This window comes from Saccharibacillus qingshengii (genome assembly GCF_013185195.1).
Classification (GTDB): Bacteria; Bacillota; Bacilli; order Paenibacillales; family Paenibacillaceae; genus Saccharibacillus; species Saccharibacillus qingshengii.
On the sequence record NZ_JAAZWC010000009.1, the window covers coordinates 127,581 to 143,405 of the forward strand.

Consider the following 15,825-nt stretch of genomic DNA (forward strand, 5'->3'; position numbering starts at 1 on the left):
ACGCGAGACGCGAGACGCGAGACGCGAGACGCGAGACGCGAGACGCGAGACGCGAGACGCGAGACGCGAGACGCGAGACGCGAGATGCCGTCGTCGGCTTAAGCTTTGCCTGGCGGCTAAGCGCTCCGCCTTCTCCTGCGGTCCCCGCCTGCAAAGCCAAACAGCCCGGACCTGGTTCCGGGCTGTTTGGCGTATGCGCGCTCCTTAATCGACGCTTCGTTCGGACGCTTCCGCCCACGCCAACGCACGTTTTTCCAACTCGCCGACGTAAGCTTTTTTGGCCGGGCTGTAGCCGCTTGTTTCGTCGAAACGGGAAGCCAGGTCTGCTTTGAATGCGGTGTAAGCCTGCGCTTCGTCCGCTCTCGCCCGCAGGTAATCGCGCACGATCAGATGGCGCGCGATATGCGCACTGTCGACCTCGTAGAAGTGGATATGATGCGTACGCGCCTCGCCGCCTTTGCGGAACAAACGGCGCCCGGGAATGCCCCAATCGCCTGCCGCGTCGTAGCCGAGTTCGATCATGCGCGCGTTGTACCCGTCGATCGCCGCAATGTCGCGCACGATCGCCATCATGTCGATGACGGGCTTGGCGCTCATGCCGGGAACCGAGGTGCTGCCGAAGTGTTCGAAGCTCACTATTTCTTCGCCGAACACGGTGCGCAGGAATTCGGTTTCTTCCCGATACCCGACCGCCCACTCCGGGTTATACTCGCTTAGACGAACCTGCATGGACATCGCTCCTCTCGCTTCGCGGACAGCCGCGGTTGCCGGCGTATCCGCGTCCGATTGGGACTATTCGACAGCAGGGAGAGAGATTCCTGTGAAATCCGCGAAACAAACTGACATACATGGCGTTCACGCCGCGTCTAATATAAAAAGAGGAGAGAAAGGAGGCGGTGTTTTGGCGGAGCGGATATGGAGCGGGGGCGGAGCACCGATTCTTATGTCGAAACCGGACGGATCTACAAAAGAACAGGCGGCAGCGGCGGACGGATCCGAAGGGGAGCAGCTGATCGCGGAATGGTTCGAGTCGTACTATGAAGATATTCATCAGTATCTGTATTTTATGCTGGGGGACCGGGGCAGCGAGGCAGAAGATATTCTGCAGGAAGTCTTTATCAAAGCGTACCGCAATCTGCATGCGTTCAAAGGCCAGTCTTCGCCCAAAACCTGGCTGACGGCTATCGCGCGCAACGCCGCTCTGGATACGCTGCGGCGCAGGCGCTGGACGCTGGCGGGATTCGTGTCCCACAAGGAAGAGCATGCATCCGCGGCGGACGAACCGGAAGGGGCCCTCCTTACGGAGGAGCGGCGTGCGAAAGTGCTGGGACTGCTGGACGCGTTGAAGCCGGCGCAGCGGGAAGTGATCTTTTTTCTGTATCAAAAAGAACTGAGCGTTAAGGAAACGGCCGCCCTGCTCGACTGCAGCGAAGCGAGAGTGCGGACGGTGAGCCACCGGGCCCTGCGTATTCTGCGCAAAAACGGCGAATTTCAAGAATGGATCGGGGGAGAAGCGAGCGATGGGGACTAACGGACCAACGGGAGGAAGCGGACGGGGGCCGGGCAAAGGGCTGCTCGATATTCCGAAGCTGGACCCGCAGCGCAAGGAGCAGATTCGCAGCGGCATTCTGACCGGTATCCGTTCCTGGACGAAGCTGCCGGGCGAAGCCGAGCCGCCCCGCCGGGAGTCGGGGAATGGCCGGCGTCGGCTGCTGAGGGGAAGCGGTATCGGAGCGGGCTGCGCGGCATTGGCGCTGGCCGCCGTATTGATCGTGCAGACGCAGGGAGGGGAGCCGGGCGAAGTGTCGTCGCGGGCGGTTCCCGCAGCGGCATCGGCCGATAGACCGGGGCAGCCGGCTGCGGAACCCGGAAATGCCGATCGGAACCTGGAAACCGGTCCGACTGCCGACAAGAGCGCGGAGTCTCCGCCGATTTGGACGGAAGAGGAAGACCGCAGCGGCGAAGGCCCGCATGGAGTGGCGGGCACGCGGCTGGGATTGACGTACGAACAGTTTCTGATGCGTTGGCGGACGGGAGCCAGTCAAGAACTGGAACAGCTGATCCTGCCGGTGAGCGATCATCCCATACTCAGCCAAGCGCTTCCGGGACTCCGTAACACCACGCAGAGATTCGGTGCCCAAGGAGCCGGTTACGGATACGGAGTCTGGATGAACGCCGATAACGACGAGCTGCGCCGGATCACGTTTCAATTAGCGCCGATCGAAGCCGGGCAGTTCAAGAACGAATCCAACGATGCGGTCGTCCGTTATGTGACGCAGGTGCTGCAGCCGGACTTGACGGAGGCGCAGCGGGCCGAGCTGCTGGATCAGCTGCGATTCCGCGACTATGAGCAGCCGGGCGGATCGCGCTTTACCGAGATCAGCGGGGTGCTGTATACGCTGGACCAAAGCGAAGGGAATCCGAGACTCATCGTCGAATTTGCGCGCAAAGAGGGAGAACTCGACGAGATGGGTAAATTCCAAGACACCCTTCTTCCTATTGTGTCTTGATGGTCGAAGTAGATAAAAAAGAGGTTTGGATGATCGAATGTTCGGGAAAATGACAGAATAATTATTTTTCGGGCGAATTTAAGAGAATATTTCTGTTTAAGTCGAATAATACGGACATTTCGGCTTGACTCTGCTCCGGGGATTAAGTATGATTGGTTTTGTTGAAAAGCGAACAATACCATAATTAATCATATAATCATTCGTATATTCCCGGAGATAAGGTTCGGGAGTCTCTACCAGGGAACCGTAAAGTCCCGGCTACGGATAGGATGCTTTTCGCATACCTGCCGTCAGTCGGGCTTTTTTGCGCGTTCAGCAGCTTGTCCGCCGCCGCCCGCCCGTCTGTGCAATCCGAAGCCCGGTATGCGCCCATCAGAGGAGGAGACTACCCACATGACCGATTCCCTTACTTTTGAAACGACCGAACAGAGTTCCGCAGCATCCAATCTATACGACTGCATTATCGTCGGTGCGGGTCCGGCCGGCATCTTCGCCAGCTACGAATTGACGCGTCAGGCGCCCGACTGGAAAGTGCTGCTTGTCGACAAAGGCCATGATATCTACAAACGCCGCTGTCCGATTCTGGAAAATAAAGTTCAGTTCTGTCCGCCGGCCGCGGGACGCAAAGAGTTTGCGGGCTGTCTGCCGGCCTGCTCGATCACGGCGGGATTCGGCGGCGCGGGCGCGTACAGCGACGGCAAGTTCAATATCACGACGGAGTTCGGCGGCTGGATGACGGATTATCTGTCGCCTTCGCAGGTGCTGGATCTGATCCAATATGTCGATTCCATCAATCTGGAGCACGGCGCGACCGAGTCGATCACCGATCCGACGACCGATACGATCCGCGATATCGAGCAGAAAGCGTATTCGGCGGGCCTCAAGCTGCTGCGTGCGGAAGTCCGCCACCTGGGAACGGAGCAGAACCTGGAGATCCTGAAGGCCATTTTCGAATATCTCAAACCCCGCGTCGAGATGAAATACAAAGCCGAAGTCGACGACCTGATTACGACAAAAGAAGGCGGAGAGCACACGGTCACGGGCATCCGTCTCAAAAACGGCGAAGAGTACCATGCGCCGCGCGTCATGATCGCACCGGGGCGCGACGGCTCGGCATGGCTGTCGGAGGTGTTCAAAAAGCGCCGCCTGAAGCTGACCAACAACCAAGTCGATGTCGGCGTGCGCGTCGAGACGTCCGACGTGGTGATGCGCCAGATCAACGAGCATCTGTACGAAGGCAAATTCGTGTTCAACACGTCGGTCGGCACGCGCGTCCGCACGTTCTGCAGCAATCCGTCCGGCCACGTCGTGGTGGAGAATCACAGCGGCGTCATGGCGGCGAACGGCCACTCGTACAAAGACCCGGCACTGGGTTCGCGGAACACGAACTTTGCGCTGCTCGTTTCGCATAAGTTCACGGAGCCGTTCGACAAACCGAACGAATACGCCCGCGAGATCTGCGAACGCGCCAACGACCTGTCGAGCGGCGGCGTCATTGTACAGAAATACGGCGATATCCTGCGCGGACGCCGCTCCACGCCGGACCGGATTCGCGAAGGTTTCCTCGAACCGACGCTGAAGGAAGCCGTGCCGGGCGACCTCGGCCTCGTGCTGCCGTACAACACGATGAAGAGCCTGATCGAGATGGTGGAAGCGCTGGAGAAAGTCACGCCGGGCATCGCGTCCGAACATACGCTGTTCTACGGCGTCGAAGCAAAATTCTATTCCGCCCGTCCGAAGCTGGACGAGACGCTCGAGACCGAGATCCGCGGCCTCTACTGCGGCGGCGACGGCGCGGGCATTACGCGCGGTCTGGCCCAGGCCGGCGCGGCGGGCGTTCATATTGCGCGCGGCATGGTGAAGAAAGCCGCAGCGGGCGGGCGTCCGGCTGCGGAGCGGACGCTGGCTTAGAATCGGCCGGCCGAAGCGGTCTCGGCAGCCGGAACGAAGGCGAAAAGGCCCAACTCCCTACAAATACATAGGGATTCGGGCCTTTTTGTGATGAATTTGTCGTTGGCGCTGGCGAACGGGTTCCCGTGGCTGAACGGATTCCTTCGGCTGAAGGCCAACCGGCAAAAGGAACGGCGAACTCGCAGCCATTTCCCGCCTTCGTGAGCGCTAGCAGAAATAGCTGCGCCAGAGCATCTATTTTCCCTAATTCGCGCCCAAAATCGCAAATAGCTGCGCTACTACATCTATTTGCCCGCTGAAGCCCAAATTTCGGTGGAAACAGGCCAATTAGATGTATTCCTGCACCTATTTGCATAGGGAGAAATTTTGTAGGCGAAATAACTGTAGATTCGCAGTTATTTCGCCGCCGGCATGTCATCGGCGGCGGGTAAGGCACCTGATACGCCCGCCGACGCCGAAGCCTCATGCGAAGCACTCGCTTCCGAAGCTCGCCGCAGACTTTCGCACGCTTCGCACCGCCACCTCACGCCACCCTCGTACCGGCGACTCGTCACTGCCGCCGGCCTTTCGCCTCACGCCGCCCTAACCCCGTCAATCGCCCGCCAATTCCGCCGTTCCTGCCGGCATCGCCACCCAGTGCCCCGGCGATACTTCGACGAGCTCCGAACCTTCCAGTCCGTACTTGTCTTCCCGGACGTCTTCTTCCATCAGCACACGCTTTTTCTTCGCTTCGATCGCGGGATCGGGGACGGGAATCGCCGCCAGCAGCGACTTCGTGTACGGATGCTGCGGATTGCGGTACAATTCTTCGCTTTCGGCCAATTCGACGATTTTGCCTGCATACATCACGGCGACGCGGTCGCTGATATGTTTGACCATCGACAGATCGTGCGCGATAAACAGATATGTCAGCCCGAGCTTCTGCTGGAGATCTTCCAGCAGCGTCACGATCTGTGACTGGATCGACACGTCCAGCGCGGACAGCGGTTCGTCGCAGACGATGAACTTCGGTTCGACCGCGAGCGCGCGGGCGATACCGATCCGCTGGCGCTGGCCGCCGGAGAATTCGTGCGGGTAGCGCAGCGCGAACGCCGGATCGAGGCCGACCATCTCCAGCAGTTCCTCGACGCGGGCGCGGCGCTGGACCGGATTCTGCGACAAGCCGTGCACGTCCATCGCTTCGCCGATAATGTCCAGAATCTTGAGACGCGGATTGAGCGAGGCATACGGGTCCTGGAAGATCATCTGCATCTCGCGGCGCATCAGCTTCATTTCTTTGGGCGACAGCCGGTTGACGGCCATGCCGCGATACAGCACGTCGCCGCTCGTCGGCTCGTGCAGACGCAGAATCGCCCGGCCGGTCGTCGATTTTCCGCTGCCGGATTCGCCGACCATGCCGAGCGTCTCGCCTTCGCGGATAAAAAAGCTGATATCGTTGACGGCGCGCAGCGTCCGGCCTTTGCCCAGGTTGAAATGCTGCTGCAGCGAGCGGACTTCGAGCAGGGGACGATCCTCGGAGAGCGATTGCGTCCCGCCGCCCTGTTCCGTCAGGCGGCTTTCGACGTGCCGGTCGGCTCCGTCCGCTGCCGTTCCTGCCTTGCGGCTTAGGCTTTCGACGCGTCGTTCGGTCGCGTCCGCCGCCTCTCCTGCCAAGCCGCCACCTGCCCCGCCGGCTTCTCCGACCGAAGCATCCGCCCGCGCCCGCTTGGGCTTTTTCGGCTCATCCAGCCGCGGCAGCGCGTTCAGCAGCTTTTTCGTATACGGATGCTGCGGATTGGCAAAAAGTTCTGCCGTCGTGCCTTCTTCGACGATCTCGCCGCTTTTCATGACGACGACGCGGTCGCACATGCCGGCGACGACACCCAGGTCATGCGTAATCAGGATGATCGACGTGCCGAGCTTTTCCTGCATCTGCTTCATCACATTCAGGATCTGCGCCTGAATGGTAACGTCGAGCGCGGTCGTCGGCTCGTCGGCGATCAGCAGCGACGGCCGGCAGGCGAGAGCGATCGCGATCATCGCGCGCTGGCGCATGCCGCCGGAGAACTCGTGCGGATATTGATTGAAGCGGGTCTCGGGATCGCGGATACCGACCAGCTTGAGCATTTCGACCGCTTCGGTGCGGGCTTCGCGCTTGGACATTTTGCGGTGTTTGCGCAGCGTCTCGGCGATCTGCTCGCCGATGCGCAGCGTCGGATTGAGCGACGTCATCGGGTCCTGGAAGATCATGCCGATCTCTTTTCCGCGAATCTGTTCCATTTCTTTTCTCGTTTTCTGCGCCAGGTTTTGTCCCAGGAACAGGATCTCCCCGCTCTTGACGCGCGAAGAAGCTTCCGGCAGCAGGCGCATGATCGCTCTTGCCGTGACGCTCTTGCCGCTGCCCGATTCGCCGACGATCCCGAGCGTTTCCCCTTTGCGCAGCTCGAAGCTGACTCCCCGAACTGCTTCGGTCTCCGTTTCGCGCGCCGCGAACGATACGCGCAGATTGCTGACTTGCAACAGTTTCTCCATTCCCGCAGGCCCCCGTTATCTATTCCAGTATATTCCATGATCAAAAATGTTTTCGGATGTCTTGACTTTAGGGGAGAAAGAACCCTAAAATACGACATATAAATACGAGTAGTTCAATCGGAATTAAACGTTATGAACGAATTATACATTTACAACGTTTTGGGAGGCAAGTTTTTTATGGAGGCGGCACAAAAAAATAGACGTTCGCCCTGGCAGGTGCCAATTGGGCGGCTGTATCGCAAAATGCTTGGTATTCCCGGTTACCGCTTCTGGATGCTGCTGCTTGGGGCACCCGTCAACCTGATTGTGCTTGCTGTATGGCTTGCCCGGCGCGGCAGCGGCGGATATGCGGCACTGAGGGCTTCGGTACTGGAGGAACTTCGGCAATCCGGTTGGGAAAAAGAACTCAAGGAAGACTTCGCCCGACAGTTGGCGGAGAAGCAGCGCTTCTTCAAACAGTCCGCGAACGCGAAGGAGACGGAGCGGGAAGTGAACCGCAGAGCCGAAGAACGGCTGCAGTCCCGGGCCGACGAGATCACGGCCGAACGGGCCCGAACCGGCGGCGTGGCTCGCAGCGATTACGCGGCGATGTTCGAATCGCTGATCGGCAATCCGTTCTTCGCGGTACTTGCGGCGATCCTCGGACTGCCGATGGCTGCGTTGATGCTTCTGTACAGCAACGCCTACTCGAAATACATATTCGAACGGCTGCTCATGACGCTGTTTGTAGTCGTGGGCGTCTCGGCTCTCGTATTCACGATCCTGCATCTGTCTCCAATGAATCCCGCCGCCAATATTCTCGGCGAGACGGCTACCGCCGAGCAAATCGATACGTTTAACCGGATCTACGGACTGGATCGGCCGTACCTGGCCCAGCTCTGGGACAATATCCGCGGCGTACTGACGCTGGATCTGGGCAAGTCGTTCGCGGGCAACGAAGACGTCGCTTCGACCATTATGCGCAAATTCCCGGTCACGCTGACGCTTGCCTCGGTCTCGCTGGTGCTGGCGCTGCTGGTGGCGCTGCCGATCGGTATCCTGTCCGCGGCGCGCCGCGGTTCCTGGCTCGATTACAGCTTCATGTTCATCGCGCTGATCGGCTTGTCTATCCCGAACTTCTGGCAGGGCCTCGTGTTCATTCTCGGCTTCTCGATCAAGCTCGGCTGGCTGCCGGCGACGTATACGCCGGGCAATCTACTGTCGTTCATCATGCCGGTCGTCGTGCTCGGCACGGGCCTGACGGCGGCGGTGGCGCGGATGACGCGCTCCTCGACGCTTGAGGTCATGAACGAAGATTACATCCTGACCGCCAAAGCCAAAGGGCTCGGGCGCAGCACCGTATTAATGAAGCATACGGTACGCAACGCCCTCATTCCGATCGTGACCGTGGTCGGTCTTCAATTCGGCGGCATGCTGGGCGGAGCGGCTATTACGGAGAAGGTATTCAATATCAGCGGCCTCGGCAGCTACATCGTCGACAAGCAGTTCGTGCCGGACATTCCGGCCGTCATGGGCGGCGTCGTCTACACGGCGATCGCGATCTCGCTCGTCAACGTCATTATCGACGTCATGTACGCCTTTATCGATCCGAGAATCCGGACCAAGATGAAGCAATATTAGACAAAGGGGGACATGCGAAATGTCCGAATTATCGGTTACCGAACCTTCGGCCGCAGGTTCTTCCCCGTCGGGACTCGATGCCGGCGGAGCCAAATCTTCGTCCGAATACGCGCAGGCCGGCTTCGCCTGGGTCGCTTCGCTGCTGCTGACGCTGCTCCTGCTGGCCAACGCGTTCGATTACGCCGCCGGAACGATCAAGCCTGCGTTCCTGACGATCGCCGCCGCGTACGCTTTTTTCACGCTGATGCAGATTCTGATCGCTCTCTTGATCCGGCGAGACCTGGCGACCACGGGGCGAATCAAGAACCGAACGCGGGCGCTCGGCTGGGTGCAGCTGCTCAGCCTCGCGACCGGCAACGTGTTCGCCGCCGCCGCGGCGTTCCAATTGATCAAAAAGGTCAAAACGCCGGAGTACGTGTTCGCCGGGTACATGCTGCTCACCCAGATCGGCGTCATCGCGGTATCGGCGCTCAACCTGTTTAAGCCGTACGTCGCGGATACGTTCCCGCTCGGCATGCTGGTGCTGCTGATCGTGGCCGGCTTCCATCTGCTGACGCTGATCCTGATCGCCGCGTTCGTCAAGCGCAGCGCCGTGCCGCCCCGTATGACCTGGCTCGCGCTCGCGTTGATCCTGACGGCGGTGACCGGCAATCTGTTCGCGCTGCTGCTCGGCATCGTGCTGCTGGCGAAGATCCGCAGTCAGAAATCGCCGGCTTCCCCGAGATGGGAAGACGCGATCGACCGGTTATCGAGAGGCACAACGTCGATGCTGGGGATGTTCTTCATCTTCTTCTTGTTCTCGCTGTCCGTATCCAGTTTGTTCACGTTCGATTACGGCATGGCGGTCGAGAACAATTACGGCGCGATCCTGCAGACGCCGAGCCTGGCTTATCCGCTTGGTACCGACAACTTCGGCCGCGATTTGTTCTCGCGGATCGTGTTCGGCGCCCGCATCTCGCTGATCGTCGGCGCCGTATCCACGCTCATTCCGTTCGTGATCGGCGGCATCCTCGGTGCGGTATCCGGATATTACGGCCGCCGTACGGACAATATCATCATGCGGGCACTCGACATCCTGTATTCGATTCCCGGCATTCTGCTGGCGATCGCGATTATCGCGGCGTTTGGCGCGAACACGATGAACCTGATCCTCGCGCTCAGCGTGGGGGCCATTCCGACGTACGCCCGAACGATGCGCGCCAACGTCATGATGGTGTCCACCTACGAATTCGTCGACGCGGCGCGGGCTTTCGGTTCCGGCAGCCTGTCGATTATTTTCAAACATATCGTTCCGAATGCCATGGCTCCGATGATCGTCAAAGCGACGCTGACCATCGGCACGGCCGTCATCTCCACCAGCAGTCTCAGTTATCTGGGGCTCGGCGTGGAACCGCACATTCCCGAATGGGGCAACATTCTGAAGCTCGGCAGCGCGTATCTGGAAACGAATTCTTATCTGGCCGTCTATCCGGGTCTTGCGATCATCGCACTCGTCCTCTCGTTCAACTTCCTGGGCGACGGGCTGCGCGATGCGCTGGATCCGAAATTGGACTGAACCTGGAGAAATTGGAACAAGAACGCGGCCTGGTTTTGGACAAACATATACAGCTTCACACTCACGGAGGGGGAGAAAAACATGCGTAAATCTTACAAGTTCACCAAGACGCTGACCGTACTGCTGCTGGCCTTGCTTCTGGTACTGGCGGGCTGCTCGTCGGTCAAAACGAAGTCCGATACGGCCGCTCCGGCCGCCGAGTCGGCAAACAAAGGCGAAGAGGCCGCTGCCGAGCCGACAACCGCCGCTCCGGTGGATATCGAGCTGCTGGCGATGACTTCGCAGGAAGCGGACGTTAATATCATCCGCGACCAGCTCACCAAGAACGGCTTCAACGTGAAGCTGAACCTGCAGCCGGACTACGGCAGCTTCAAAGCCCAGCAGGACGCCGGCAACTATGACGCCGCGCTGTCGAGCTGGACAACCGTAACCGGCAACCCGGACTATGCGGTGCGTTCGCTGTTCAAGACGGGCGGCGATTACAGCATCCTGGCCGATTCCGAGATCGACAAGCTGATCGACAAAGCGGCGACCGAGTCGCCGGAAGATTACGTGGCGACGTATAAGGAACTCGAGCAGAAGCTCGTCTTCGACAATGCGTATATCGCGCCGCTGTACATCTCGCTCAAAAGCCAGGCGATTAACAAGGATATCCTGAATCCGGAGTCCGTCCGCCTGTCCAAATCCCGCGCCCTGGCCTGGGAAGATATCGAATTCAAAGACGCCGCGAAAAATGCGTCCGAGCCGCTGGTGCTGACACAGGCCATGTCGACGCTGACTTCGCTTGATCCGATCAAAGGCAACGACGGTTCGATCAATACGCTCAATACGAATATGTACGTGCGTCTGATCAACTTGACCGACGACGACAAGATCACCTCCGACGGTTCGCTGTCGCGCAACTTCAGTATCGCCGACGGCAACTCGGATTATTACTTCATCCTGCGCGACGATATCAACTTCGCCAAAGTCGAAGACGGCAAAGCTGTCGATACCGGCGAGCGCGTAGGAGCGGACGACGTGATCTTCGCGCTGGACCGTGCGAAAAACAAAGACTCCGTGCCGGATCACCGCACGTACTCGCTGCACGAACATATCAAGACGGTCGAAGCGGTCTCCGATCTGTCGGAACTCGATTCCGTCAAGACGACAGACGGCGGAACGGTCCGCGAAGCGCTTGAGAAAGGACTCGACGCGCCGATCTCCGCACTGGTCGCGGACAAGAAGCAGGCCGACAACGCATCCGGCAAATATCAGGTCGTCAAGCTGACTACGACCGAGCCTTTCCCGCAGGTGCTGAACTACCTGGGTCACCAATCCGCGGGTATTGTCTCGAAGAAGCAGGTCGAAAGCATCAACACGTATGATGTAGCCAAGTTCGACGTTACCAAGGATATCCCTTACGGCGACCAGAATACCGTTACGGAAGGCGCGGCCTACAACAACACACTGTATGCAAGCGGCCCGTACATCCTGACGACCAAGAACGATTATGACGCGAAGTTCGTCAAGAATCCGGCCTACATGCCGGGCACGGAGAACGAGCCGAAGATCTCCAATATTTCGGTCCGCTTTATTGCCGATGCCGACAGCGCTCTGGCTGCTCTGCGCAGCGGCGAGATCTACTCGTATTACGGCGTGCCGGAAACGAAATTCTCCGTAGTCGAAGGCGACGCGAAGCTGCAGCTGCAAAAGATTGAAAGCAACGCCGTCAGCTACCTGCTGTTCAACACCGCGGAGAACCGTCCGATCGGCAAGAGCGCCGATCTGCGCAAAGCCGTGCTGTACTCGATCAACCAGGACGAAATCCTGCAGTTCTATGAAGGCAACAAGATCAAAGCCGCTTCCACGGTCAGCCCGCTCGTCGATACCGGCAATGTGCTGACGGCGGACCCTGCCAAGGTCAAAGAAGCTTTGGCTGCTTACGAAGCTTCGAAATAAACAACGTACAAAGAGGCTCATCACGAGACCGGCTTCCGAACAAACGGACGAATCCTTCCTTCTTTGGGAAAGGGTTTGTCCGTTTTTATATCCGAATGCCCGGACAGGAATTCGCCGCCGGATCGAATCGATATTGTCAGTCTTTTTCCCGAGCTTCATAATTGAATATAGAGGAGGGATGAATATGCAAACGACGATCCGCACAGAAAGACTGATCCTGCGGGACCCCGTGCTGGACGACTGGGCCGCCATTCATGAGTATTCGTCCGATCCGGATGTGGTCCGTCACTCCATGTGGGGGCCCAATACGGAGGAAGAGACCCGCGAGTATGTGGAGCAGATGATCGAGATGCGGCAGGAGCAGCCCCGGATGAGCTATGAACTTGTAGTGACGTTAAAAGACAGCGGGGAGCTGATCGGCGGCTGCGGCATTCACAAAGCCGGCTTCAATGCGGAGATCGGCTACACGTTCAATCCGCGCTTCTGGGGACGGGGTTACGCGTCGGAAGCGGCTTTTGCGCTGCTGCGGTTCGGCTTCGAAGAACTGGGCGTACACCGCATCTACGCGACCTGCCGTCCGGCAAACGAAGCGTCCGCCAATGTGATGAAGCGAATCGGGATGCAGCGGGAAGGACGGATGCGGGAGCATTTGTTTTTCAAAGGCAAATTTCACGATTCGGAACTTTATTCGATTCTGCGGCAGGAATTTTAAGCGCAATAGACGTACGATAGCGATAGCGCTTCAATATCTCCGGATCTGTCTGCTTGGGGCCCGCCATACCCTCTTCAAACAGCAACGAAAAGACCGGCAGAAGCTTCTGCCGGTCTTGGATAGAAAATAGGGGTGGGCTGGGTCGTCCGGAAATCAGGCTTCCGGATCGATATGCGCCGAATCGACGTATCGTCCGCTGGCCGGTACGGCCAACCGGTCGAAGTCGTGATGCAGGCGCTCGAGTCCTTCGGTCAGTTCGCTTCCCGCCATCGGTTCGCCGTGACCGGTGACGGCCGAAGCCGGACGCAGCGCGGCAAGGCGCGCGACCGAAGTACGGGCCGCTTCCCAGTTCGGCGTGAAGTAGGTCGGCGGACCGTGGATCTCGCGGCGCTGGGTCAGCACGGCCAAGGCCGATTCCTGCTTGACCGTGATAAACGCGTCTCCGGCGATAAGCGTACCGTCCAGGCTGCGGAACAGCGAGATATGGCCTTCCGAATGCCCCGGCGTATGCAGCCAGTGCCAATCCGGAAGAAACGGAACGCTCCCGTCTGCCGGCAGAGGCTGGACGCGCGTGCCGAGATCGATCCCTTTATTGGGATACAGCGGCGCCGAAGCGGCCATCAGGCCGCCGCCCACAGTCGGGTCGCCCGGCGGATAATCGGCTTTGCCGGTGAGAAACGGAAGTTCGAGTTCGTGGGCATACACCGGCACATCCGGGAACAGTTCGACTAGATCTTTGATCGAGCCGGAGTGATCGAAATGGCCGTGCGTAAACACGATCGCCAGCGGCTTTTCGCTGCCGAAGCGTTCTCTGGCGGCTTTTATGATCTTGGACGTGGAACCGGGCATGCCGGTGTCGACAAGTATCCACCTGCCGCTGCCGGGCATGCCGACCATGACGACATTCGAAATCATCGTGCGCAGATAGGTCACATCTTCGGGCAGTCGGTCCTCGGGACGTTTTGCATCCGGCGAACCGGAATTGGAATAAGGCTGCATAAGTCTGCACCTCCGTAAGGTTGGAATAAATAGAAGGAAAACAGCGAAAGACGTATCAGTTGCCCTGTTTTACCCGTTACGAAGAGTGCTGACACAAACAATTGCCCTGCAAAACGAACAATTCGCGGACACTGCAGCCGAACTTGAGGCCGCCGCGACCTTGGGATAAAAGGCAGTTACAGAGGCGGATTGGCGTGGCATTTGCGGCAGACCGGGAAGTAGCGGTCGTTGCCGCCGATCTGGATCTGTTCCCCGGTATACAGCGGTTTGCGGTTCTCGTCGACCCGCAGCGCCATGGTCGCTTTGCGTTCGCAGAACCAGCAGATCGTTTTCATTTCCTCGATTTTGTCCGCATACAGAAGCATGTATTGGCTGCCTTCGAACAGCTCGTTGCGGAAGTCGTTTTTGAGACCGAAGCCCATGACCGGGATATTCAGTTCGTCCACGATTCGCGTCATCTGAAGCACCTGCTCTTTGGTTACGAACTGCACTTCGTCGAACAGGACGCAGCTGATCTTTTGTCCGTGGTAATTTTTCACTTCTTCATATAGATCGGTATCCGCATACACGGAGATCGCTTCGCGCTTCATCCCGATCCGGGAAGAGACATGGCCCACTTCGTCGCGGTCGTCGATACCGGAGGTGAAGATGAGGACGTTTTTGTTTTGTTCTTCGTAATTGTGGGCGACTTTGAGAATTTCGATCGATTTCCCGCTGTTCATTGCCCCGTATTTAAAAAAAAGCTGTGCCATCGTATTCGCTCCTTAGCTGTAAAGTCCGACTTTCATTGTAGCAGGAATGCGGAGCCGGGAAAAAGAAATTTGCATGAAGCGGTTCCGGAAGCTTGTCTCGATCGAGTCGAATGAACTTCCATGATACCTGTGCGCCTTTTGGAAGAATGGGTACCCTCCGGGGGTAAGGCGTGAATCCGGACTGCGGAAACAAGGCTTGGCGAAGAAAATTTAATTTGGGGCTTTACATACCCTATGGGGGTATATTATGATAAGGACAGAACTTGAACCAAAGCCGCTCGCCGCAGACGTTCCAACAGGAACCGAGCTGCAGCGAAGAAGGAGTGAGCCTATGGCGATTCAGAAACACACCGAGATGGCGCCCGCAAGCGAGAGCTGCCATATTCCCGGAGAAGACGGCAAGCAGCCAAGAAAGAGCCATCACTCCGAACAAACCAAGAACAATCTCGTTTCCCGCCTGAACCGCGTCGAAGGCCAGATTCGCGGTATCAAAGGAATGATCGAGAAAGATACCTACTGCGACGATGTGCTGAACCAGATCGCCGCCGCCCAGTCCGCGCTGAACAGCGTCGGCCGACTGCTCCTCGAAGGCCATATGAAGAGCTGCGTGGTCGAACGGATCGAAGCCGGAGAGACCGAAGTGATCGATGAACTGCTGATCACCGTGAATAAACTGTTGAAGTAAGACCTTCCATCCCGCCCTTCAGCTCCTTCCAATCAAAGCTTGGAAAACCGGACGGTCTAACCGGTTATCCAAGGTATCCCGGGAGCGATTCCAATGAAGGATGGAAGGTCCAAAGACCTTCCATCCCACCCTTAGCTCCTTCCAATCAAAGCTTGGAAAACCGGACGGTTCAACCGGTTATCCAAGGTATCCCGGGAGCGATTCCAATGAAGGATGGAAGGTGTGAACACGTGCTCAAAGTACCTTTCACCCTAGTTGATTTTACGCTTCATTTTATACCAAACAAATCCAATCTCCCAAGGAGGAACCACCCATGCAAACTACAACCCTTAACGTCGAAGGCATGTCCTGCAACCACTGTGTCCAAGCTGTCGAAGGAGCCGTCAAAGAAGTCGGAGCCGAAGGCAAAGTGGATCTGGGCGCCAAAACGGTAGACATCTCGTACGACGAATCCGCCGTCAACCTCGATACGATCAAAGCGGCGATTGAAGATCAGGGCTACGACGTCGTGTAAGACGATCGAGCCGTCCGGACGCGGCTTCACAAGAGCTTCGTCCGGATTTTTGCTTTCATGTGCGGCTCGCCCTGCTCGAATGCGGCCGTTTTATTTTCAATAAAATATACCCCCT

General features: G+C 58.1%; 13 protein-coding genes and 1 riboswitch. Of the genes, 9 read left to right on the forward strand and 4 right to left on the reverse strand.

Annotation, left to right across the window (positions count from 1 at the left end; translation table 11 throughout):
* Nucleotides 1-204: 204 nt before the first annotated feature.
* Nucleotides 205-729 (reverse strand): GrpB family protein, encoded by a 525-nt coding sequence (locus HRQ60_RS10055; RefSeq protein ID WP_172195681.1) that lies wholly within the window; start codon nucleotides 727-729, stop codon nucleotides 205-207.
* A gap of 172 nt (nucleotides 730-901) precedes the next feature.
* Between HRQ60_RS10055 and HRQ60_RS10060 the strand changes: the two genes are divergently transcribed.
* The 3 genes from HRQ60_RS10060 (at nucleotide 902) to HRQ60_RS10070 (ending at nucleotide 4,421) form a co-directional block, all read left to right on the forward strand.
* Nucleotides 902-1,531 (forward strand): RNA polymerase sigma factor, encoded by a 630-nt coding sequence (locus HRQ60_RS10060; protein WP_172195682.1) that lies wholly within the window; start codon nucleotides 902-904, stop codon nucleotides 1,529-1,531.
* The gene (locus HRQ60_RS10065) at nucleotides 1,521-2,510 is read left to right on the forward strand and encodes a hypothetical protein (RefSeq protein WP_172195683.1); all 990 of its coding nucleotides are present in this window, start codon (nucleotides 1,521-1,523) and stop codon (nucleotides 2,508-2,510) included. Before HRQ60_RS10060 ends, HRQ60_RS10065 begins: the two co-directional genes overlap by 11 nt.
* 180 nt (nucleotides 2,511-2,690) lie before the next feature.
* Nucleotides 2,691-2,791, forward strand: a riboswitch (purine riboswitch).
* Between the two features lie 112 nt (nucleotides 2,792-2,903).
* On the forward strand, nucleotides 2,904-4,421 hold the full coding sequence (locus HRQ60_RS10070) for an NAD(P)/FAD-dependent oxidoreductase (RefSeq protein WP_172195684.1): 1,518 nt from the start codon (nucleotides 2,904-2,906) through the stop codon (nucleotides 4,419-4,421).
* Nucleotides 4,422-5,012: 591 nt separating this feature from the next.
* On the opposite strand, the gene HRQ60_RS23630 is transcribed toward HRQ60_RS10070, so the two are convergent.
* Complete coding sequence (locus HRQ60_RS23630) at nucleotides 5,013-6,932, reverse strand: ABC transporter ATP-binding protein (RefSeq protein WP_246281257.1); 1,920 nt, start codon at nucleotides 6,930-6,932, stop codon at nucleotides 5,013-5,015.
* 177 nt (nucleotides 6,933-7,109) lie between these two features.
* On the opposite strand from HRQ60_RS23630, the gene HRQ60_RS10085 reads away from it, so the two are divergent.
* From HRQ60_RS10085 to HRQ60_RS10100, 4 genes are all read left to right on the forward strand, one after another.
* Nucleotides 7,110-8,552 (forward strand): ABC transporter permease, encoded by a 1,443-nt coding sequence (locus HRQ60_RS10085; protein WP_172195685.1) that lies wholly within the window; start codon nucleotides 7,110-7,112, stop codon nucleotides 8,550-8,552.
* A 19-nt stretch (nucleotides 8,553-8,571) separates the two neighbouring features.
* Nucleotides 8,572-10,107, forward strand: a complete 1,536-nt coding sequence (locus tag HRQ60_RS10090; RefSeq protein ID WP_172195686.1) for an ABC transporter permease — start codon at nucleotides 8,572-8,574, stop codon at nucleotides 10,105-10,107.
* An 81-nt stretch (nucleotides 10,108-10,188) separates the two neighbouring features.
* Nucleotides 10,189-12,048: an ABC transporter substrate-binding protein gene (locus HRQ60_RS10095; protein ID WP_172195687.1), complete on the forward strand. Its 1,860-nt coding sequence runs from the start codon at nucleotides 10,189-10,191 to the stop codon at nucleotides 12,046-12,048.
* A 184-nt stretch (nucleotides 12,049-12,232) separates the two neighbouring features.
* Nucleotides 12,233-12,760, forward strand: a complete 528-nt coding sequence (locus HRQ60_RS10100) for a GNAT family N-acetyltransferase (RefSeq protein WP_172195688.1) — start codon at nucleotides 12,233-12,235, stop codon at nucleotides 12,758-12,760.
* Between the two features lie 153 nt (nucleotides 12,761-12,913).
* Here HRQ60_RS10100 and HRQ60_RS10105 read toward each other — a convergent pair whose 3' ends face one another.
* Together HRQ60_RS10105 and HRQ60_RS10110 are read right to left on the reverse strand one after the other, a co-directional pair.
* Nucleotides 12,914-13,759: an MBL fold metallo-hydrolase gene (locus HRQ60_RS10105; RefSeq protein WP_172195689.1), complete on the reverse strand. Its 846-nt coding sequence runs from the start codon at nucleotides 13,757-13,759 to the stop codon at nucleotides 12,914-12,916.
* A gap of 176 nt (nucleotides 13,760-13,935) precedes the next feature.
* Nucleotides 13,936-14,511, reverse strand: a complete 576-nt coding sequence (locus HRQ60_RS10110) for a thymidine kinase (RefSeq protein WP_172195690.1) — start codon at nucleotides 14,509-14,511, stop codon at nucleotides 13,936-13,938.
* Nucleotides 14,512-14,866: 355 nt separating this feature from the next.
* On the opposite strand from HRQ60_RS10110, the gene HRQ60_RS10115 reads away from it, so the two are divergent.
* Nucleotides 14,867-15,196, forward strand: a complete 330-nt coding sequence (locus HRQ60_RS10115) for a metal-sensitive transcriptional regulator (protein WP_172195742.1) — start codon at nucleotides 14,867-14,869, stop codon at nucleotides 15,194-15,196.
* Between the two features lie 313 nt (nucleotides 15,197-15,509).
* Complete coding sequence (locus HRQ60_RS10120) at nucleotides 15,510-15,710, forward strand: copper ion binding protein (RefSeq protein WP_172195691.1); 201 nt, start codon at nucleotides 15,510-15,512, stop codon at nucleotides 15,708-15,710.
* The last annotated feature ends 115 nt before the right edge of the window (nucleotides 15,711-15,825 follow it).